The organism is Pseudomonas benzenivorans (genome assembly GCF_033547155.1).
Classification (GTDB): domain Bacteria; phylum Pseudomonadota; class Gammaproteobacteria; order Pseudomonadales; family Pseudomonadaceae; genus Aquipseudomonas; species Aquipseudomonas benzenivorans_B.
Genome location: NZ_CP137892.1, coordinates 876385 through 896055, shown reverse-complemented (window position 1 = coordinate 896055; position 19671 = coordinate 876385). Strand labels below are relative to the sequence as shown.

19 protein-coding genes are annotated in these 19671 nt (G+C 65.4%); 16 read left to right on the top strand and 3 right to left on the bottom strand.

Annotated features, from left to right (window positions below; all coding sequences use genetic code 11):
* Window positions 1-53 precede the first annotated feature (53 nt).
* Together SBP02_RS04185 and SBP02_RS04180 are read left to right on the top strand one after the other, a co-directional pair.
* Window positions 54-473: a hypothetical protein gene (locus SBP02_RS04185; protein WP_318645143.1), complete on the top strand. Its 420-nt coding sequence runs from the start codon at window positions 54-56 to the stop codon at window positions 471-473.
* A complete protein-coding gene (locus tag SBP02_RS04180) occupies window positions 470-2989 on the top strand; it encodes an AAA family ATPase (protein WP_318645142.1) in 2520 nt (839 codons plus the stop codon). The genes SBP02_RS04185 and SBP02_RS04180 overlap by 4 nt, the downstream gene beginning before the upstream one ends.
* A 523-nt stretch (window positions 2990-3512) precedes the next feature.
* Here the strand turns inward: SBP02_RS04180 and SBP02_RS04175 are convergent.
* Both SBP02_RS04175 and SBP02_RS04170 read right to left on the bottom strand, forming a co-directional pair.
* A complete protein-coding gene (locus SBP02_RS04175) occupies window positions 3513-3854 on the bottom strand; it encodes an FKBP-type peptidyl-prolyl cis-trans isomerase (RefSeq protein ID WP_318645141.1) in 342 nt (113 codons plus the stop codon).
* Between the two features lie 133 nt (window positions 3855-3987).
* On the bottom strand, window positions 3988-4785 hold the full coding sequence (locus tag SBP02_RS04170) for a CHAD domain-containing protein (protein ID WP_318645140.1): 798 nt from the start codon (window positions 4783-4785) through the stop codon (window positions 3988-3990).
* Between the two features lie 136 nt (window positions 4786-4921).
* Here SBP02_RS04170 and SBP02_RS04165 point away from each other — a divergent pair, with 136 nt between their 5' ends.
* The 14 genes from SBP02_RS04165 to SBP02_RS04100 all read left to right on the top strand — a co-directional run bounded on the left by SBP02_RS04165 (window position 4922) and on the right by SBP02_RS04100 (window position 18534).
* A complete protein-coding gene (locus SBP02_RS04165; RefSeq protein WP_318645139.1) occupies window positions 4922-5137 on the top strand; it encodes a hypothetical protein in 216 nt (71 codons plus the stop codon).
* 109 nt (window positions 5138-5246) lie between these two features.
* On the top strand, window positions 5247-6182 hold the full coding sequence (locus tag SBP02_RS04160) for a 4-hydroxyproline epimerase (RefSeq protein WP_318645138.1): 936 nt from the start codon (window positions 5247-5249) through the stop codon (window positions 6180-6182).
* The gene (locus tag SBP02_RS04155; RefSeq protein WP_318645137.1) at window positions 6179-7300 is read left to right on the top strand and encodes an NAD(P)/FAD-dependent oxidoreductase; all 1122 of its coding nucleotides are present in this window, start codon (window positions 6179-6181) and stop codon (window positions 7298-7300) included. Before SBP02_RS04160 ends, SBP02_RS04155 begins: the two co-directional genes overlap by 4 nt.
* Window positions 7297-7533 (top strand): (2Fe-2S)-binding protein, encoded by a 237-nt coding sequence (locus SBP02_RS04150; RefSeq protein WP_318645136.1) that lies wholly within the window; start codon window positions 7297-7299, stop codon window positions 7531-7533. The genes SBP02_RS04155 and SBP02_RS04150 overlap by 4 nt, the downstream gene beginning before the upstream one ends.
* The gene (locus SBP02_RS04145) at window positions 7530-8801 is read left to right on the top strand and encodes an FAD/NAD(P)-binding oxidoreductase (RefSeq protein WP_318645135.1); all 1272 of its coding nucleotides are present in this window, start codon (window positions 7530-7532) and stop codon (window positions 8799-8801) included. The genes SBP02_RS04150 and SBP02_RS04145 overlap by 4 nt, the downstream gene beginning before the upstream one ends.
* A gap of 80 nt (window positions 8802-8881) precedes the next feature.
* Window positions 8882-9643 carry an AraC family transcriptional regulator gene (locus tag SBP02_RS04140; protein WP_318645134.1) on the top strand — a complete coding sequence of 254 codons (762 nt, stop codon included), beginning with the start codon at window positions 8882-8884 and terminating at the stop codon, window positions 9641-9643.
* Between the two features lie 350 nt (window positions 9644-9993).
* Window positions 9994-10812: an ABC transporter substrate-binding protein gene (locus tag SBP02_RS04135; RefSeq protein WP_318645133.1), complete on the top strand. Its 819-nt coding sequence runs from the start codon at window positions 9994-9996 to the stop codon at window positions 10810-10812.
* Window positions 10813-10884: 72 nt separating this feature from the next.
* Window positions 10885-12654, top strand: coding sequence for a cis-3-hydroxy-L-proline dehydratase (lhpI, locus tag SBP02_RS04130; protein ID WP_318645132.1), 1770 nt, complete (start codon window positions 10885-10887; stop codon window positions 12652-12654).
* A gap of 3 nt (window positions 12655-12657) precedes the next feature.
* Entirely contained in the window at window positions 12658-13323 is a 666-nt protein-coding gene (locus SBP02_RS04125; protein ID WP_318645131.1) for an amino acid ABC transporter permease, read from the top strand.
* 13 nt (window positions 13324-13336) lie between these two features.
* Window positions 13337-13987: an amino acid ABC transporter permease gene (locus SBP02_RS04120; protein ID WP_318646296.1), complete on the top strand. Its 651-nt coding sequence runs from the start codon at window positions 13337-13339 to the stop codon at window positions 13985-13987.
* A complete protein-coding gene (locus SBP02_RS04115) occupies window positions 13980-14702 on the top strand; it encodes an amino acid ABC transporter ATP-binding protein (RefSeq protein ID WP_318645130.1) in 723 nt (240 codons plus the stop codon). Before SBP02_RS04120 ends, SBP02_RS04115 begins: the two co-directional genes overlap by 8 nt.
* 9 nt (window positions 14703-14711) lie before the next feature.
* Entirely contained in the window at window positions 14712-15743 is a 1032-nt protein-coding gene (locus tag SBP02_RS04110; RefSeq protein ID WP_318645129.1) for a trans-3-hydroxy-L-proline dehydratase, read from the top strand.
* A gap of 148 nt (window positions 15744-15891) precedes the next feature.
* Window positions 15892-16839, top strand: a complete 948-nt coding sequence (locus SBP02_RS04105) for a dihydrodipicolinate synthase family protein (protein ID WP_318645128.1) — start codon at window positions 15892-15894, stop codon at window positions 16837-16839.
* Between the two features lie 111 nt (window positions 16840-16950).
* On the top strand, window positions 16951-18534 hold the full coding sequence (locus SBP02_RS04100) for an aldehyde dehydrogenase (NADP(+)) (RefSeq protein WP_318645127.1): 1584 nt from the start codon (window positions 16951-16953) through the stop codon (window positions 18532-18534).
* A 76-nt stretch (window positions 18535-18610) separates the two neighbouring features.
* Here SBP02_RS04100 and SBP02_RS04095 read toward each other — a convergent pair whose 3' ends face one another.
* Window positions 18611-19621 (bottom strand): Ldh family oxidoreductase, encoded by a 1011-nt coding sequence (locus tag SBP02_RS04095; RefSeq protein ID WP_318645126.1) that lies wholly within the window; start codon window positions 19619-19621, stop codon window positions 18611-18613.
* Window positions 19622-19671 lie beyond the last annotated feature (50 nt).

Sequence of the window (19671 nt, the reverse complement as noted above, 5' to 3'; positions counted from 1 at the left end):
ATTTTTTTGTCAGAACGCTTACGATGGCTCTGACAAAAAACAGGGAGTAACATATGAGGCTTTCCTACAACAAGGATGCTTTTCAAAATAACAACAAGCTATCCATAATTTATCAAAAGCTAATTAAGATAGAGCTAGAGCTCAAAGAAATTCTCTACCCCATAAAACAGCACGACTTTAGCCACGATATTTTAACCGCACTAAATAGAGCCTGTGCACGAAAGCCTAGTCACATTAGGGCGTGGAGCTCTTCAGGCAGTGCAAGGCTCAAGACTGCGCTTGGGAGCCTTTGGTGCTACGGGAGGGATGGCAGCGCTCTAAGTGTTGACTCACAGAACTACCCAAACATTCGCTACATTCGCCATGTCAACGATCATCCTGGAAGCTTGGAAAGTGTTTCCGATCAAGATCTAACCGACTTGGAAGGCGCAGTCGATTATATAGCAAACATCATAAAGAGAAACTTGTCGTGAGCACAATCAAAAACCTTATTGATAAGATATCTCCAATCCTCAAGTACAAGATAGGTTACTACCACCCCAGTCTCTACATAATCTGTATTGACGATGCGTTTAAAGGAAAAGGCAGGGAAGAGAAGCTAGAGTACATTCAAGAAAAATGCGGAGTGACTACTCAAGAGATACTCCGTCTGGAGGCAGCAACACTTGCTTGCGTTGAAGCAATCCATGAGGGCGAATTGAGTGAGTACCAATTTGCATTAGACAAGAACTCTGTGCCAATGCATTGGCTTGAGCTTTTCGCTTCAACGAAAACAAGAAGAAGAAAGCCATTGGCGCAGTCAATCCACTTTTATGGATATAAAGGAGGCCAGGCAAGAACCTCCGTACTAACAAGTCTTGCTAAAAATCTGGCAAATGATGGATATAGAGTACTGGTGGTGGATGCCGATATTGAGGCACCATCCATTAGCCAGATTTTCAGCGTCTCGGCATCAACCCCAGAGAGAACCTTGATGGGCCTGTATGGTTGGACAGGAGAAACTGTTCCCTTAACAGCATACAGTGGACGCAATCCAGAGGGTCGTATCGACATACTACCAACAAGACCAGACATTCCATTGTATGACTTGGACTATGCCGCCTTCACTTTAAAAAGCACTATAGATACAGCATCAAACTCAAAGGCAGCAGAGAGGCTATTAAAGCTTCTGGAAGAAAAAACCTTAGACCATGACATAGTCATATTCGACCATCGGACCGGGCTATCAAGCGCTATCGTACCAATTACCCAGGCATGGCCGGGGCCAGTAATAGTCAGTATCAGAAATGACGATCTTTCAATGCAGGCATCCAGCTATATCTCCAAGTTATTTGAGACAAATCCAGGAAATCCTGGAGCGTTTGTCAGCTTTTCATTCTCCCCCTCCGAGCAGGACACCACCCGAGAGGCAAAGAGCCAAGATTTCTTCTTGGATATACTTGGCGCGCAACTTGAGAAGGATAACGAAGAAGAAGAAGTTATCGATATTAGCGTGCTAACCAGGTACTGGATTAGCTGGACCTTTGACCCTGCGTATTTGGGAACCACCTGTCCAGACTTTGAGAAGTTAAGCCAGAAGAACCAAGATGCCATCTACCAACTCAGAGAAATACTTGGCTTGGAAAGCTCCGCACCCAAACCAATAAGAGATCGTTCTGCTGAGCATTTAAATGTGTTTTCTGAGAGCCTGCACGAAAGCGGAGCGAAGTCATCTCTGCCATTCATCGAAACACCTCATATAGCTAGACTATTCCAAGCTAACAATGGAATTAACTACGTTCTAGGAAGAAAGGGGACTGGAAAAACAAGAATCTTCAAGGAGATGGTAGAGGTAGGACTGGCCGATCCTTTGTTTTCAGCTGCAGATAGTAATAGTCGCGGCCTAACCAGTCACAGTGCAGAGACGATTGAACTAATAAGATCTTGCGGTGAAAACTATCAAGATTTTTGGTGGACAGTGCTAAACAAGGGATTAATCAACACCCTAGGCATCACAGATGCTGTGAGCGGTAGCGCGAAGCAGACAATAGATCTTTGCTCTAGATTGCAAGGTCGAAAGACGTTTTTAATTGACGGCGTGGAAACAGTTGTTGGAAGCTCAAAGCTTTCAGAGTGTACGGAAGCTCTGCTTCGCATGCTTTCTACGGTTCAAAATGATCCAGAAATCTCGCAAAAAATATCCGTTATATTATTTATTCGCAGTGACTTGGTAAGCTCTGCTTTTCAAAATATAGAGCAGCAAACGCACAATAGGAAAATTGAGGTAAAATGGGATAGGGAGTCAATATTTAATTTTGTCCTTATCGGAATTAGTCATCTAAATTGGTTTAGGGAAAAGTTCGAAGCGCCATGCGCTGAAATCGACAGACTACGTCCCGAGCTAACTCGTGGGCAGGTCGGCCTTGATAAGTGCCTTGAAATATTGCTGCAAATATTCCCAAGCCAACTCCGGCGCAGTAATATCCGCACGCTTACATTTTTCAATACCTATTTCTCGGACGCTGGTGTCGAGACAAACTCAAAAGCTTCTTTTTACCCAAGGCTCTACATTAAGTTTCTAAACAACATCTGTACATCAGCCAGAGAGCGCAGTGCGGAAGCACTTGATAGCGACAGAAAGGTATCCCAGTCATTACTTTTTGAAGCGCATGAAGTCGCAGCAAAAGAATTTATGGGCGAAGTAACACAAGAGTTAAGTTACTCTCTAAATCTAAGTGGAAATCAAACAGATAACACCGAGAGAGTCACCAATCTTGTGGCTGCACTTGAAGAGCTATCCACACCCTTCTCGTTTGAATCAATATGCAAAACCATCTACGAAAGACTCAATAAGTCTGTCAATATTGAGAATATAAAAACCTCCATGCGAAAAATGAAGGACATGGGGATATTCGAAGAGCGGCTTGGATTCCCCGGCCAGTGGCGAGCTGGCGGACTATACAAATACGCACTCCGAATGAAGTATGTCAGGAAGTTAAAGCAGGATTAGCAGGAGTCTGTTTTTCGTCAATCGTGAGGCGGCGATTGTGATCGAAAAGACTAGATCGCCGCTCACAAATTCAATTAATTTTGAGCTTGCTTGTCAATGTACTTAACTTTCGCTAATTATTTTGCCTTTCTTTGTTTGTTCACTTCCGTCGAGCATATCCACTCTTAGGAAGTAGACTGGCGAGGTTGTTCGGGCTGTCACTGGCATAAACTATCCACAACTTTTCACGGGTTGGCTGGCCTAGTTGCGCGGATTTGAAGGGATTGTGTGGCCAACATTGCTTGCCAACTAATTTCTGCGGCGGGTCGGTGTGTCTCGGAAACGCCACTTATCGAACGGCAGGAACTGGCCGGTTTCTGCCTGTCACCAGACCGTCTGGGGCCGACCAAAAGCGGCCAGTCTGCCCAATAAATAAATCCGTCCCCTTTTCCACACGTCCCCTTTACCACACAAAAAAGCACCGACGAAATTAATCTGCTGTTACTTCCCCTGGCCGACCTGAGCAAGACGCCCGGCCCGACGCTCAGTCATCCCGGGTCAGCACTTCCAGCAGCTCGATCTCGAAGATCAGGTTGGAATTGGCCGGGATGTGTTCGCCGATCTTGCGCTCTCCGTAGGCCAGGTGGGCCGGTACCAGGAGCTTGCGCTTGCCGCCGACGCGCATGCCCATCAGGCCCTGGTCCCAGCCCTTGATCACCCGCCCGGTGCCGATCACGCACTGGAAGGGCTTGCCGCGCTCGTAGGAGGAGTCGAACGGGGTGCCGTCCTCGAGAAAACCACGGTACTGGGTGGTGATCAGGGCGCCCTTGACCACGGCCTTGCCCTCGCCCACTTGAATGTCTAGCACCTGCAATTCGCTGCTCATCGCCCACTCTCGTTCAGGGGCCGGCCCGCGGCCGGCTAACCGGGCGGGTTTTCGCAGGAAACCGCCCGCCTGGCAAGAGACCTGGGCGGAAACACCGGGCGCAGGGCCCCCGGCAAACGGCGGAGCGGCCTATTCACAGGCGCGTCCTCGACAGGCTGTCGGCCCTGGGCTCGCCGGCCAGTGTCCGCTGCAACACCAGCATCAGGCTCTCGGCGCGCTGCAACGCCAGCACGGCCTCGTCCTGCCAGGGCTGGCGCAGCGCGCGCAGGTCGGGCTCCCGGCTGGCCCTGAGACACCACTGGTACCGGTCGTGCCAGGCGCCCAGGGCCGACTGCACGGCCTTCAGCGCGGCCTTGGCCCCGGTCGAGATGGGCGCATGGTGTGGGTAGGCCTCGGCGGCGTATCGGTTGCGTTTGACCAGCAGGCGGATGCGATGGGGGTCATGCTGCAGGCTGGCCAGGGCGTCCTGCAGGCGCCGTCGCTGCTTGTCCAGGCGCCTGTCGAGCAGCCTGTCCAACCGGCGCAACTCGCCGTCGCGCTCGGCCCGGCGAAAGTCCGCCGGCCAGGCATCCAGACCGGCGAACAGCCGCTCCAGCTCCGGGCTGCCCAGGATCTCGTCATACTGCCCCGCCAACCGGGCCTCACGGCGTCCGGCCGCTGCATGCAGACCGCGCCGGCGTAGCTCGACAGCCAGCACCTCAAGATCCCGCGCCGCCGAGGTCAGGGTGCCGACGGCGGCAGCGGCGGTCTCCAGCACGCTCACCCCGTCCCGGTCGCGCAGCGGCTTGAGCAGGCTGCGCAGACGTCGCAGGCCGATGCGCAGGTCGTGCAGGGCTTCGCCGTCGGTGCCGGCTTCCAGGCGGGCACGGGCGTGGTAGAGGCTCACCTCGATACGCAGAACATGGGCAACCACGGCGTCGACCAGGGACATCGCAACCTCGTTCCTCGGCTGTCATTCAGCGCAAGCATAGCCACATAAGCACGCCCGAGTATCGGCAGCGGCGCTGCCATAAAACGGCAACGAGGCGGCTCTAGAGTGCCGACACGCTTTCCCAAGGACGAAGCACGTGAGCCGAGCAACCCGACACATCTGCAAGACACTGGACCTGGTGGCCGCCAACAACGAGGCCGCCACCATAGTGGTGATGCGCGCCGCCGAGCGCCTCGGCGACGAGCTGCTCAAGCAGCAGCTATTCAACGTGATCCAGCGCATGAACCAGGACGCCGCCCAGCTGCAGCTGATCCGGGACGAGATTGCCGGCCAGGGCCTACGCCGCGCCTAGAACCCCACGCTGTGCCGATTTCGTCATCACCTCGCACGATTCCCATCAAGCCGGCGCCGCCCTGAAGCGCCAGGCTTAACGGTACCTTTACTGCACAGGTGCCGGCGTCATGAAACGCATCCACGTCATCGACTCACACACCGGCGGCGAGCCTACCCGCCTGGTGCTCGACGGTTTCCCCGACCTGGGCCAGGGCAGCATGGGCGAGCGCCGCCAGCGTCTGGCCGAACAGCATGACCACTGGCGGGCGGCCAGCGTGCTGGAGCCACGCGGCAACGACGTGCTGGTCGGCGCACTGCTGTGCGAGCCTGTAGACCCCAGCTCCAGCGCCGGGGTGATCTTCTTCAACAACAGCGGTTATCTCGGCATGTGCGGCCACGGCACCATCGGCCTGGTGGCCTCCCTGGCCCACCTGGGGCGCATCCAGCCGGGCCTGCACCGCATCGAGACCCCGGTCGGCACCGTCGAGGCGACCCTGCACGAGGACCGTTCGGTCAGCGTGCGCAACGTGCCCGCCTACCGCTACCGCCAGGCGGTGTCCCTGGAAGTGCCGGGGCACGGCAAGGTCACCGGCGATATCGCCTGGGGCGGCAACTGGTTCTTCCTGATCGCCGAGCACAGTCAGCGCGTGGCCGGCGACAACCTGGAGGCGCTGACCGCCTACTCGGTGGCCGTGCAGCAGGCCCTGGAGGATCAGGGTCTGCGCGGAGAGGATGGCGGGCCGATCGACCATATCGAGCTGTTCGCCGACGACGACACCGCCGACAGCCGCAACTTCGTGCTCTGTCCGGGCAAGGCCTACGACCGCTCGCCCTGCGGCACCGGCACCAGCGCCAAGCTGGCCTGCCTGGCCGCCGACGGCAAGCTGGCGCCCGGCGCCCTGTGGCGCCAGGCCAGCGTGATCGGCAGCCAGTTCGAGGCCAGCTATGAGCGACAGGACGCGCGCCACATCGTCCCGACCATTCGCGGCCGCGCCCATCTCAGCGCCGAGGCCACCCTGCTGCTGGAGGACGACGACCCCTTCGCCTGGGGTATCCGCGGATGAATGCCGAGGCCATCGTCATCGGCGCCGGCATAGTCGGCAGCGCCTGCGCCCATGAACTCGCCCGCCGTGGCCTGGACGTGCTGGTGCTCGACAGCCGGCGCGGCGGCGCCACGGCGGCGGGCATGGGCCACCTGGTGGCGATGGACGACAACCCGGCGGAGCTGGCCCTGAGCCGCTACTCCCTCGAGCTGTGGCGCCAGTGGGCGCCGCATCTGCCGGCCGACTGCGCCTACCACGGCTGCGGCACCCTGTGGCTGGCGGCCAGCCGCGAGGAGCTGGATGCCGCCGAACACAAGGGCCAGGCCCTGCGCGAGGCGGGCATCGCCTGCCAGCTGCTCGACGCCGACGCCCTGCGCGAGGCCGAGCCGATGCTGCGCCAGGACCTGGCCGGGGCGCTGGAGGTCGCCGGCGACGCCATCCTCTACGCGCCCAATGCCGCGCGCTGGCTGCTCGAACAGGGCGGCGGGCGCATCCGCCAGCAGTGCGCCCAGGTCAGCGAAATCGACGGCAAGCGCGTGCGCCTGGTCGGCGGCCAGTGGCTCACCGCCGAGGCGGTGGTGCTGGCGGGCGGCATCCATGCCAGCGAGTTGTGCCCGCAGCTGCCGATCCGGCCGAAGAAGGGTCACCTGCTGATCACCGACCGCTACCCCGGGCGCATCCGGCATCAGCTGGTGGAACTCGGCTATGCCGCCAGCGCCCATGCCAGCAGCGGCAGCTCGGTGGCCTTCAATGCCCAGCCGCGGCCGACCGGGCAGATCCTGCTCGGCTCCTCGCGGCAGTTCGACAGCCTCGACCCCGCCGTCGAGGGCCCGGTGCTGGCGCGCATGCTGGCGCGCGCCCTCGACTACCTGCCGGGGCTGGCGAGCATGAACGCCATCCGCAGCTGGACCGGCTTTCGCGCCGCCAGCCCGGACGGCCTGCCGCTGCTCGGCCCGCATCCGCAGCAAGCCGGCCTGTGGCTGGCCGTCGGCCACGAGGGCCTGGGCGTCACCACCGCGCCGGGCAGCGCCCGACTGCTCGCCGCCCAGCTGTGCGGCGAGCGCCCGGCCATCGACCCCGCGCCCTACCGGCCCGAACGCTTCGCTCAACACCCCACCGCCCTGGAGCCAACCCCATGATCGAACTCAGCCTGGATGGCCAAGCCCTGCAAGTACCCACCGGCTGCACGGTGGCGGCCGCCCTCTGCCTCGGTGGCGACGGCAGCAGCCGCACCTCGGTCAGCGGCCGGCGCCGCGCGCCGCTGTGCGGCATGGGCGTGTGCCAGGAGTGCCGGGTGAGCATCGACGGCCGGCGCCGCCTGGCCTGCCAGACCCTGTGCCAGCCCGGCATGCGGGTGGAGACCCGGCCATGACCCGCGACTTCGACCTGCTGATCATCGGCGCCGGCCCCGCCGGCATGGCCGCCGCCCTGGCCGCGGCGCCCAGTGGCGCGCGCATCGGCGTTATCGACGACAACCCGGCGCCGGGCGGGCAGATCTGGCGCGACGGCGTGCAGGCCCGGCTGCCGGCCAGCGCCCGGCGCCATCGCGAGGCGCTGGCGGCGGCGGGCAACATCCAGCTGTTCGCGTCCACCCGGGTGCTGGCCAGCGCCGGCCCACGCCGGCTGCTGCTGGAGGACGACCGCAGCGCCTGGCAGGCGCGCTACGCCAAGCTGATCCTCTGCACCGGCGCCCGCGAGCTGCTGCTGCCCTTCCCCGGCTGGACCCTGCCCGGGGTCACCGGCGCCGGCGGCCTGCAGGCGCTGATCAAGGGCGGCGTGCCGGTCGCCGGCGAGCGCCTGGTGGTCGCCGGCAGCGGCCCGCTGCTGCTGGCCAGCGCCGCCACCGCCAAGCAGGCCGGCGCGCAGCTGCTGCGCATCGCCGAACAGGCGCCCCTCAGCGCGCTGGCGGCCTTCGCCGCGCAGCTGCCGCGCTGGCCCGGCAAGCTGCTGCAGGCCGCCCGGCTGTTCGACCACCACTACCGCAGCGGCAGTTACGTGCTGGCCGCCCTCGGCCGCGAGCGCCTGGAGGGCGTGCGCCTGTGGCAAAACGGCAAGGTAGTGGAGATGGCCTGCGAGCGTCTGGCCTGCGGCTTCGGTCTGGTCCCCAACACCCAGCTCGGCCAGGCCCTGGGCTGCGCCCTGAGCGACCGGGCCATCGCCGTGGATGCCTGGCAGGCCTGCAGCCTGGACGGCCACTACGCCGCCGGCGAGTGCACCGGCTTCGGCGGCAGCGAGCTGGCCCTGGTCGAGGGCGCCATCGCCGGCCACGCCGCGGTTGGCCAACAGGCCGAAGCCCGCGCCCTGTGGCCACAACGGCGCCGTTGGCAGGCCTTCGCCGCCCAGCTCGGCCGGCGCTTCGCCCTCGACCCGCGACTCAAGCGCCTGGCCGACGCCGACACCCTGCTGTGCCGCTGCGAGGACGTACCCTATGGCGAAGTTGCCGGGCGCAGCGGCTGGGTCGAGGCCAAGCTGCACAGCCGTTGCGGCATGGGCGCCTGCCAGGGACGCATCTGTGGCGGCGCCAGCCAGTTCCTGTTCGACTGGCCGGCGCCGGCACCGCGCACGCCGCTGTCGCCGGCGCGCATCGACAGCCTGGTGCAGCTGGCCGAGCCCTCGGCAACGGACGCTGCGCTTCCCTGATACCGCCGGCGCATCTTAGAGTAGGGCCGCCCTCGCCCAGGCGAGCGCCCCACTCAGCCTGCCTGGACCCTCTGCCCCCGATGCTGCCCCCGCCCCCCGAACACCTGCTGCCCCCGCCCTGCGACCTCGACGAACTGCTCGGCAGCCTGCAACTGATCCTGCCGCTGCTCGACGCCATGCCCGGCGTGGTGTTCTTCATCAAGGACACCCAGGCCCGCTACGTGCTGGCCAACCAGACCCTGGTGCAGCGCTGCGCCCTCAAGGAGCGTGACGCGCTGCTCGGCATGACCGCCGAGCAGGTGTTTCCCTCGCGCTTCGGCCCGCGCTATACCGAGCAGGATCGCCGGGTGCTGCAGGGCGGCGCGCCGCTCGCCGACCAGCTCGAACTGCACCTCTACCCCGGCCGCGAACCGGGCTGGTGCCTGACCCACAAGCTGGCCCTGCGCGACCGCCAGGGCGCCATCATCGGCATGGCCGGCATCTCCTACGACCTGCAGGCGCCCCAGGCCAGCCACCCGGCCTACCAGAAGCTGGCGGCGGTGGACGCGCACATCCGCCAGCACTACGCCCAGCCCATCGCGGTCAAGGACCTGGCGGCCATCGCCGGGCTGTCCATCGCCCAGCTGGAGCGCCTGTGCAAGCGCATCTTCCAGCTCACCCCCAGGCAGATGATTCACCAGGCGCGCCTGGGCTCCGCCTCCGAGTTGCTGGCCGGCGCGCTGCCGATCACCGAGATCGCCCTGCGCTGCGGCTACACCGACCACAGCGCCTTCAGCCGCCAGTTCAAGGCCCTCACCGGGCTGTCCCCCAGCCAATACCGCGAGCGTCAGCGCAACCTTTAACACGCCACTGCCCGCATTGCGGGCCCGCCTCGCCGAGTGGCTGTTACCCCTAGGTGTCACCTAAGGGTGCAGTGCGAGCCGCCCTGCTTCCTTCTGTGACATCTCCGCCCCCTTCTGCACCGCCTTGGCCATCGCTAGCGGCTCCAGCGCTGGCTTGCCCGACCTCCTCGTTGCCCCCGGCGACACCCATGGATGGCGGGCTGCAGCCCGACGAGCAGCATCCGGCGACACGCCCAGGAAGCCGAGATCGGCTCTTGGCACAGCGAGTGCATATTTAATATCGTATACGAAATCATCAATACGAAAGACGCGATACCCAGACAACGCTCCCCAACCGAAACGAGGCCCCTATGAAAACTCCAACAATCGCCGTAGCCCTCACCGCCGTCCTGAGCACCTGCGTCACCGGCCTGGCCCAGGCCGACAAACTCGACGACATCATCGAATCCGGCAAGCTGCGTTGCGCCGTGACCCTGGACTTCCCGCCCATGGGCTTTCGCGATGAAGGCAACAACCCGGCCGGCTTCGACGTGGACTACTGCGCCGACCTGGCCAAGGTCCTGGGCGTGACCCCGGAGGTGGTGGAAACTCCCTTCCCGGACCGCATCCCGGCGCTGATCTCCGGCCGCGCCGACGTCATAGTCGCATCCACCTCCGACACCCTGGAGCGGGCCAAGACGGTCGGCATGACCGTGCCCTACTTCGCCTTCCAGATGGTGGTGCTGACCCGCGAGGACAGCGGCATCGGCAGCTACCAGGACCTCAAGGGCCGCCCGGTCGGCAATACCAGCGGCACCTACGAGGCCATCGCCCTGGAGAAGGACGTGAAGGGCTGGGGCGGCGGCAGCTTCCGCGTCTACCAGAGCCTCAACGACACCATCCTCGCCGTGGCCCAGGGGCATATCGACGCCACGGTGGTGACCAATACCGTCGCCGCCTCGACCCTCAAGTCCGGCAAGTACAAGGGTCTGAAGATCGCCGGCGACGCGCCCTACACCATCGACTACGTGTCCCTGGCGGCCAAGCGCAGCGAGTACGGCCTGCTCAACTACATGAACCTGTTCGTCAATCAGCAGGTGCGCACCGGCCGCTACCAGGAGCTGTGGAACAAGTGGGTCGGCGAGCAGATCGCCCCGGTCAACCTGGCCGTGCCCGGCGTCTACTACTGAGCCACGCGCCGCACGCGCTGAACCCACACCTACCAATCGACGTGCGGCCCGCGGGCCGCACGGGAGCTACAGATGCCTGATCTGTCGATACGAGCGCGCAGCCTGGTTGCCGGCGCCGCGCAAGGCGAATTGCTGTATGCCGACGTCGGCCTGAGTTTCTGGGGCGGGGTCGCCCCCTTCAGCGGCGAGGTGATCGACCGCCATCACCCCCTGAGCGGCCAGGTCATCGCCGGGCGCGTGCTGGCGCTGCCCAGCGGCCGCGGCTCCTGCACCGGCAGCAGCGTGCTGCTGGAACTGATTCTCAACGGTCACGGGCCCGCCGCCCTGCTGGTGGCGCGTCCCGAGGAAATTCTCAGCCTGGGCGTGCTGGTCGCCCGGAGCCTGTTCGACCGCGGCCTGCCGGTGGTCTGCGTCGGCGAGGAGGCCTTCGCCAGCCTGCGCGGCCACCGCTTTGTGCGGGTCGAGGACGGCCAGGTCAGTGCTTATGCCGCTGCCCCACAGGACCACTGGCAGCCCCCGGCAGCGGCGCCCGGCTCGCCGCCGGCCAGCAGCAGTGTCGCCCTCTCCGATACGGACAGGGCCCTGCTCGACGGCAGGCACGGCAAGGCCGCCCAGGTGGCCATGCAGATCGTCCTGCGCATGGCCGAACTGCAAGGCGCCCGCGAGCTGATCGATATCGCCCAGGCGCATATCGACGGCTGCATCTACACCGGCCCGGCCAGCCTGCGCTTCGCCCGCCAGCTGCTGGACTGGGGCGCCGCGGTGCGGGTGCCGACCACCCTCAACGCCATCTCCGTGGACCAGCGCCGCTGGCGCGCCCAGGGCATCGACCCGGCCTTCGGCGAGCCGGCCAGCGCCCTGGGCGACGTCTACATGGCAATGGGCGCACAGCTGAGCTTCACCTGCGCCCCCTACCTGCTGGACAGCGCGCCCAAGGCCGGCGAGCAGCTGGTCTGGGCCGAGTCCAACGCGGTGGTCTACGCCAACAGCGTGCTGGGCGCGCGCACCCAGAAGTACCCCGACTACCTGGATATCTGCATCGCCCTGACCGGCCGCGCGCCGCTGAGCGGTTGCCACCTGGAGGAAGGCCGTCTGGCCAGCCTGCTGGTCGAGGTGAGGCTGCCGGAGCAGCTGGACGATGCCTTCTATCCGCTGCTGGGCTATCACCTCGGCGCCCTGGCCGGCAGCCAGATCCCCGTGGTCTGCGGCCTGGAACAGGCCGCGCCGAGCCTGGACGACCTCAAGGCATTCGGCGCCGCCTTCGCCACCACCTCGGCCGCGCCGATGTTCCACATCGCCGGGGTGACCCCGGAGGCCGCGAGCGCCGAACAGGCCCTGGGCGGTATGCCGCCGCAGCGGGCCCTGCGCCTCGGCCGCGAGGACCTGCTCGCCAGCTGGCGCGAGCTGAACAGCGCCGAAAGCCCCGGGCTGGGCCTGGTGTCCCTGGGCAATCCGCACTTCTCCTTGAGCGAATGCGCCAGGCTGGCCGGCCTCTGCGCGGGCCGCCGCAAGCACCCGGACGTGGCCCTGGTGATCACCCTCGGCCGCCAGGTGCATGAACAGGCCTGCGCGGCCGGCCATGTCGCCACGCTGGAGGCCTTCGGCGCGCAGTTCGTCACCGACACCTGCTGGTGCATGCTCGGCGAGCCGCTGCTGCCGGTGACGGCCACGACCCTGATGACCAACTCCGCCAAGTACGCCCACTACGCCCCGGGCCTGGTCGGCCGCAAGGTGCATTTCGCCGGCCTGGCGGCCTGCGTCGAGGCCGCCTGCAGCGGCCAGGCCAACGGCGCACTGCCGGCCTGGCTGAACCCGGTCACCCCCAGCCAAGGAGCCGCTTGAGCCATGTTCGACTACAGCTTTCACTGGCGCTCTGCCTTCAAGGCGCTGCCCGACATGCTCGGCGGCGCCTGGGTCACCTTCGAGACCGCCGCCCTGTCGATGATCTTCGGCGTGTTGATCGCCCTGTGCCTGTGCCTGATGCGGCAGATGAAGAACCCGCTGACCCGCGGCTTCGCCGAGGCCTGGGTGTCGGTGGCGCGCAACACGCCGTCGCTGTTCCAGATCTACCTGCTGTATTTCGGCCTCGGTTCCTTCGGCCTGCATATCAGCTCCTGGGCCGCGCTGCTGGCCGGGATCACCTTCAATAACGCCGGCTACCTGGCGGAGAACTTCCGCGGCGGCCTCAAGGCCGTGCCGGAGACGCAGATGCGCGCGGCCCGCTCCCTCGGCATGAGCGCATTCAAGGCCTACCGCCTGATCGTCGTGCCGCAGCTCTTGCGCATCGTCTTCTACCCGCTGACCAACCAGATGGTCTGGGCGGTGCTGATGACCTCCCTGGGGGTCATCGTCGGCCTGAACAACGACCTCACCGGGGTCACCCAGGACTACAACGTGAAGACCTTCCGCACCTTCGAGTACTTCGCCCTGGCGGCGGTGCTCTATTACCTGATCGCCAAAGCCATCGTACTGGCCGCCCGCCTGGTCGGCTGGCGCCTGTTCCGCTACTGAGAGGGCCATGGCCATGTTCGCTACCAGCCTCACCTCGACCGACCTGCTGTTCCTCCTGCAGGGCGCCTGGACCACCATCCTGCTGACCCTCGGCGCCATGCTCCTGGGCACCCTCGGCGGCGTGCTCTGCGGCCTGCTGCGGGCCACCCTGCCGCGCGCCAGCCTGCCGCTGGCCTGGCTGCTGGATGTGTTTCGCAGCGTGCCGCTGCTGATCCAGTTCGTCCTGTTCAACTCGCTCAAGAGCATCGCCGGCCTCGACTGGAGCGCCTTTTCCGTCGCCTGCGGGGTGCTCGGCGTGTATGCCGCGGCCTACTGCACCGAGATCGTGCGCAGCGGCGTACTGGCGGTGTCGCCCAACGTGCGCCGCGCCGCCCGTTCGCTCGGCATGAGCTACTGGCAGGACCTGCGCCATATCGTCCTGCCCATGGCCACCCGGGTGGCCTTTCCCGGCTGGCTGAACCTGAGCCTGTCGGTGATGAAGGACACCGCCCTGGTCATGTGGATCGGCATCATCGAGCTGCTGCGCGCCTCCCAGACCATCGTCACGCGCATACAGGAGCCGCTGCTGGTGCTGTGCATCGCCGGGCTCATCTACTACTTCATCAGCCTGGTGGTGGCTCGCCTGGGTAACCAACTGGAGAAAAGGTGGCAGGAAAATGATTGAGATCGACAACGTACACAAATCCTTCGGCGACCTGGACGTGATCAAGGGCGTCAGCCTGACCGTGGACAAGGGCGAGGTGGTGTCCATCATCGGCGGCTCGGGTTCGGGCAAGTCGACCCTGTTGATGTGCATCAACGGCCTGGAATCGATCAAGCAGGGCAGCATCCGCGTCGACGGCACCGAGGTCCACGCCAAGAGCACCGACCTCAACAAGCTGCGGCAGAAGATCGGCATCGTGTTCCAGCAGTGGAACGCCTTCCCCCACCTGACCGTGCTGGAAAACGTCATGCTGGCGCCGCGCAAGGTGCTCGGCCAGAGTCACGAGCAGGCCGAGGAAATGGCGGTCAGGCAGCTCACCCACGTCGGCCTGGGCGACAAGCTCAGGGTGTTCCCCGGCAAGCTCTCCGGCGGCCAGCAGCAGCGCATGGCCATCGCCCGCGCCCTGGCCATGTCGCCGGACTACATGCTGTTCGACGAGGCCACCAGCGCGCTGGACCCACAGCTAGTCGGCGAGGTGCTGGACACCATGCGCCTGCTCGCCGAGGAAGGCATGACCATGGTCCTGGTGACCCACGAGATCAGCTTCGCCCGCGAGGTGTCCGACCGCGTGGCGTTCTTCCGCAACGGCCTGGTGCACGAGATCGGCACGCCCGAGCAGGTGCTGAACAATCCCCAGCGCGCGGAAACCGCCGACTTCCTCAAGTCCGTGCTCTAGGAGGCCAGGATGCGTTCATCGAAGATCATCCATGTGGTCAGCTGCCATGCCGAGGGCGAGGTGGGTGACGTGATAGTCGGCGGTGTGGCGCCGCCACCCGGCGACACGCTCTGGGCGCAGTCGCGCTGGATCGCCGAGGACCAGTGGCTGCGCAACTTCATGCTGAACGAACCGCGCGGCGGGGTGTTCCGCCACGTCAACCTGCTGCTGCCGGCCAAGGACCCGCGGGCGCAGATGGCCTGGATCATCATGGAGCCGGCCGACACCCCGCCGATGTCCGGCTCCAACTCGCTGTGCGTGGCCACCGTGCTGCTGGAGAGCGGCATCCTGCCGATGACCGAGCCGGAAACCCGCCTGGTGCTGGAGGCCCCCGGCGGCCTGATCGAGGCGCTGGCCCAATGCCGCGACGGCAAGGTCGAGCGGGTCGAGGTGAAGAACCTGCCCTCCTTCGCCGACCGCCTGGACGCCTGGATCGAGGTGGAAGGCATCGGCTCGCTGCAGGTGGACACCGCCTACGGCGGCGACAGCTTCGTGATCGCCGACGCCCAGGCCCTGGGCTTTGCCCTGGGCGCCGACGAGGCCGCCGACCTGGCCGCCATGGGCCTGAAGATCACCCGCGCGGCCAATGAGCAGCTGGGTTTCGTCCACCCGCTGAACCCCGACTGGGCGCATATCTCCTTCTGCCAGCTGGCCGGCCCGCTGCAGCGGCAGCAGGGCGTGCTGAGCGCCGCCAATGCGGTGGTGATCCGCCCCGGCAAGGTCGACCGTTCGCCCACCGGCACCGGCTGCTCGGCGCGCATGGCGGTGCTGCATGCCAGGGGCCAGTTGGCGGTGGGCGAGCGCTTTATCGGCCGCTCGATCATCGGCTCCGAGTTCCACTGCCGCATCGACGGCCTCACTGAGCTGGCCGGGCGCCCGGCGATCATCCCCTGCCTGTCCGGCCGGGCCTGGATCACCGGCACCCACCAGCACCTGCTCGACCCGAGCGATCCCTGGCCGACCGGTTACCGCCTCTCGGATACCTGGCCGGTCGAGCTGTAGCGCTAAACCCTGCTTTTTGAAGAGTTGAAAACCGCCGCCTCGCCGGCGCCATGAACCGAACCTAGGCCCAACCAATGGCAACAAGGGTTTATAACGGCCATTTATTTTCGTATACGAAATACTTTTAATCTGCCCAGGAGGCAACAGCATGAACAGCACCATCTTCACCGGCACCATCCCCGCCCTGATGACCCCCTGCACCGCCGAGCGCAAGCCGGACTTCGACGCCTTGGTGCGCAAGGGCCGCGAAATGATCGAAGCCGGCATGAGCGCGGTGGTCTACTGCGGCTCCATGGGCGACTGGCCGTTGCTCACCGAGGCCGAACGCCAGGAAGGGGTGGCGCGCCTGGTCGCCGCCGGCATCCCGACTATCGTCGGCACCGGCGCGGTGAACAGTCGCGAAGCAGTATCCCACGCCGCCCACGCCGCCAAAGTCGGCGCCCATGGCCTGATGGTCATCCCCCGCGTTCTGTCCCGCGGCGCTTCGCCGGCGGCCCAGCAAGCGCATTTCTCCGCCATTCTCGAAGCGGCGCCGCAGCTGCCGGCGGTGATCTACAACAGCCCCTACTACGGCTTTGCAACCCGTGCCGAACTGTTTTTCAAGCTGCGTCGCCAGTACCCCAATCTGATCGGCTTCAAGGAATTCGGCGGCGCCGCCGACATGCGCTACGCCGCCGAGCACATCACCTCCCAGGATGACCAGGTGATTCTCATGGCCGGCGTCGATACCCAGGTGATGCATGGCTTCGTCAATTGCGGCGCAACCGGCGCCATCACCGGTATCGGCAACGTCTTGCCGCGCGAAGTGCTGCAGCTGGTCGAGCTGAGCAAGCAGGCGGCCAAGGGCGACGCCGTCGCCCGCCGCCGCGCCCTGGAGCTGTCCGAGGCGCTGAACGTGCTGTCGTCGTTCGACGAAGGCACCGACCTGGTTCTCTACTACAAACACCTGATGGTGCTGGGCGGCGACCAGGAATACGCCCTGCACTTCAACGCAACCGATGCGCTCAGCGCCGCCCAACGTCACTACGCCGAGACCCAGTACAAGCTGTTCCGCCAGTGGTACGCCAACTGGTCGGCCGAACAGAACCTCGCCTGATAGCCGTGCTTCGGCCGGGTGCTTCCAGCGAGTCCGTCCGACCTGGCCTGCAATAGCCGAGTTCAACCGAACATTCCGTACCTGTTCATAGGCCCCCAACAGGAGCTAGCAATGCCCGCCACCATCGGCCACAACTTCATCGCCGGCGGCCGCAGCGCCGCCGGTGAGGTCATCCTGCAGAGCCTCGACGCCACGACCGGCGAGGCGCTGCCCTACAGCTTCCACCAGGCCACCGAGGCCGAGGTGGATGCCGCCGCCCGCGCTGCGGCCGCCGCCTACCCGGCCTACCGCCAGTTGAGCCCGGAGCGCCGCGCCCAGTTCCTCGAGGCTATCGCCGCCGAGATCGACGCCCTGGGCGACGACTTCGTCGAGCTGGTGTGCCGCGAGACCGCCCTGCCCGCCGCACGCATCCAGGGCGAACGCGGCCGCACCAGCAACCAGCTGCGCCTGTTCGCCCGGGTGCTGCGGCGGGGCGATTTCCATGGCGTGCGCATCGACCGCGCGCTGCCCGAGCGCCAGCCGCTGCCGCGTCCGGACCTGCGCCAGTACCGCATCGGCCTCGGCCCGGTGGCGGTGTTCGGCGCCAGCAACTTCCCCCTGGCCTTCTCCACCGCCGGCGGCGACACAGCCGCGGCGTTGGCCGCCGGCTGTCCGGTGGTGTTCAAGGCCCATAGCGGGCATATGGCCACTACCGAGTGCGTGGCCGATGCCATCGTCCGCGCGGCCGCACGCACCGGCATGCCGGCCGGGGTGTTTAACATGATCTACGGCAACGGCGTCGGCGCCGACCTGGTCAAGCACCCGGCGATCCAGGCGGTCGGCTTCACCGGCTCGCTCAAGGGCGGCCGCGCGCTGTACGACCTGGCCGCGGCGCGGCCGCAGCCGATCCCGGTGTTCGCCGAGATGAGTTCGATCAACCCGGTGCTGCTGCTGCCCGCAGCCCTGAAGCAGCGCGGCGCGCAGATCGCCGCCGAGCTGAGCGCCTCGGTGGTGCTGGGTTGCGGCCAGTTCTGCACCAATCCCGGCCTGCTGATCGGCATTCGTTCGACCGAGTTCGGCGCCTTCGTGCAGGACCTGGCCGCCCGGATGGCCGAGCAACCGGCCCAGACCATGCTCAACGCCGGCACCCTGCGTAGCTACGAACGAGGCGTGGCGGCGCTGCAGGGTCATCCGGGCGTGCGCCATCTGGCGGGTCGCGCACAGGCCGGCAAGCAGGCCCAGCCCCAGCTGTTCCAGGCCGACGCCCGGCTGCTGCGCGAGGGCGACGAGCTGCTGCAGGAAGAGGTGTTCGGCCCGACCAGCATCGTGGTCGAGGTGGCCGACATGGCCGAGTTGACCCAGGCCCTGCACGGCCTGCACGGGCAGCTGACCGCCACCCTGATCGCCGATCCGGCGGACCTGGACCACTGTGCGCCACTGCTGGCGCTGCTGGAACAGAAGGCCGGGCGCCTGCTGCTCAACGGCTACCCGACCGGGGTCGAGGTGGGCGACGCCATGGTCCATGGCGGCCCCTACCCGGCCACCTCCGATGCCCGCGGCACCTCGGTCGGCAGCCTGGCGATCGAGCGCTTCCTGCGCCCGGTCTGCTACCAGAACTGCCCGGACGCGCTGCTGCCGGCCGCCCTGCAGAACGCCAACCCCCTGGGCATCGCCCGCCTGGTGGACGGTGAGACCACGCGGCAAGCCCTGCCCTGAAAGCTGTCGGCCAGGTCCCAGGGTTGCCGTCTTGCCCCGGCTCATCGAGCCGGGGCTTTTTTATCCGCTCAGCCCGTCAGCCGGCGACAAGCAATGCCTGGAGGTCGTCGTAGAGCGCCCGGGGAATCTGCACGCCCTGTTCGGCGCTGCGTGCCCGTGCCTCATAGCGGCGCTGCGACGGCAGGCGCGCGCCCTGGCCCTGGATGCTCTCGAACAGGGCTTCGGCCCGCGCCAGGTGCTGTGCGGCCGCGTCGCCGAGGAAGCGCCGCGGGTCGAGGGCGATGATCAGCTCGCCGTGATAGGGCGAGCTGTCGCCGCCAGCGTCAAAGGCCTTGGACTCGGCGCTGGTCAGGTCGCCGATCAAGGGCCCGGCGATCAGTTCGACCATCGCCGCCAGGGCCGAGCCCTTGTGCCCGCCGAAGGTCTGCATGGCGCCGCGCAGCACCGCCGCCGCATCGGTGCTGGGCCGGCCCTGCTCATCGACGCCCCAGCCCTCGGGGATCGGCTTGCCGGCGCGGCGGTGCAGCTCGATGTCGCCGCGGGCGATGACGCTGGTGGCGAAGTCGAAGATGAACGGGTCGTGCCCGACCCGGGGCCAGCCGAAGGCGATCGGGTTGGTGCCGAACACCGGCTGGCTGCCGCCGGCCGGCGCCACCCAGGCATGGCTGGGGGTGCAGGCCAGGGCCACCAGGCCGGCCGCGGTCAGGGCCTCGATCTCCACCCACAGGGCGGAGAAATGCACGCAGTGGTTGATCGCCAGGGCGGCGATGCCGCAGTCGCGGGTCTTGGCCAGCAGCGCCGGCAGGCCGGCCTGGAAGGCCAGCTGGGAGAAACCGCCCCGGGCATCGACGCGGACGATCGCCGGCGCCTGGTCGAACACCTCGGGCACGGCGTCGGCGACCACCTTGCCGGCCTTGAGCGAGCGCACGCAGCCGAGCAGCCGGTACAGGCCGTGGGAAGCGCAACCGTCGCGCTCGCCGGCCAGCACCGTGGCGCTCACCGCCTGCACGTGGGGCTCGCTGAAGCCATTGCGGCGCAGGATGTCCTGCGCCAGTTCGCGGGCTTGTTCCAGGGTCAATCGAATCACGGTGCGGCTCCTCTGCTAACCAACGGCTAGCGTGGCGCCTCGAAGCGGGA

What these genes read in the sequence shown, in the direction of transcription:
- SBP02_RS04105 (WP_318645128.1), top strand. Translation starts at nt 15,892, where the DNA reads ATGAACAGCACCATCTTCACCGGCACCATCCCCGCCCTGATGACCCCC.
- SBP02_RS04140 (WP_318645134.1), top strand. Translation starts at nt 8,882, where the DNA reads ATGCTGCCCCCGCCCCCCGAACACCTGCTGCCCCCGCCCTGCGACCTC.
- SBP02_RS04100 (WP_318645127.1), top strand. Translation starts at nt 16,951, where the DNA reads ATGCCCGCCACCATCGGCCACAACTTCATCGCCGGCGGCCGCAGCGCC.
- SBP02_RS04110 (WP_318645129.1), top strand. Translation starts at nt 14,712, where the DNA reads ATGCGTTCATCGAAGATCATCCATGTGGTCAGCTGCCATGCCGAGGGC.
- lhpI (WP_318645132.1), top strand. Translation starts at nt 10,885, where the DNA reads ATGCCTGATCTGTCGATACGAGCGCGCAGCCTGGTTGCCGGCGCCGCG.
- SBP02_RS04150 (WP_318645136.1), top strand. Translation starts at nt 7,297, where the DNA reads ATGATCGAACTCAGCCTGGATGGCCAAGCCCTGCAAGTACCCACCGGC.
- SBP02_RS04145 (WP_318645135.1), top strand. Translation starts at nt 7,530, where the DNA reads ATGACCCGCGACTTCGACCTGCTGATCATCGGCGCCGGCCCCGCCGGC.
- SBP02_RS04115 (WP_318645130.1), top strand. Translation starts at nt 13,980, where the DNA reads ATGATTGAGATCGACAACGTACACAAATCCTTCGGCGACCTGGACGTG.
- SBP02_RS04125 (WP_318645131.1), top strand. Translation starts at nt 12,658, where the DNA reads ATGTTCGACTACAGCTTTCACTGGCGCTCTGCCTTCAAGGCGCTGCCC.
- SBP02_RS04120 (WP_318646296.1), top strand. Translation starts at nt 13,337, where the DNA reads ATGTTCGCTACCAGCCTCACCTCGACCGACCTGCTGTTCCTCCTGCAG.
- SBP02_RS04135 (WP_318645133.1), top strand. Translation starts at nt 9,994, where the DNA reads ATGAAAACTCCAACAATCGCCGTAGCCCTCACCGCCGTCCTGAGCACC.
- SBP02_RS04175 (WP_318645141.1), bottom strand. Translation starts at nt 3,854, where the DNA reads ATGAGCAGCGAATTGCAGGTGCTAGACATTCAAGTGGGCGAGGGCAAG.
- SBP02_RS04160 (WP_318645138.1), top strand. Translation starts at nt 5,247, where the DNA reads ATGAAACGCATCCACGTCATCGACTCACACACCGGCGGCGAGCCTACC.
- SBP02_RS04170 (WP_318645140.1), bottom strand. Translation starts at nt 4,785, where the DNA reads ATGTCCCTGGTCGACGCCGTGGTTGCCCATGTTCTGCGTATCGAGGTG.
- SBP02_RS04185 (WP_318645143.1), top strand. Translation starts at nt 54, where the DNA reads ATGAGGCTTTCCTACAACAAGGATGCTTTTCAAAATAACAACAAGCTA.
- SBP02_RS04155 (WP_318645137.1), top strand. Translation starts at nt 6,179, where the DNA reads ATGAATGCCGAGGCCATCGTCATCGGCGCCGGCATAGTCGGCAGCGCC.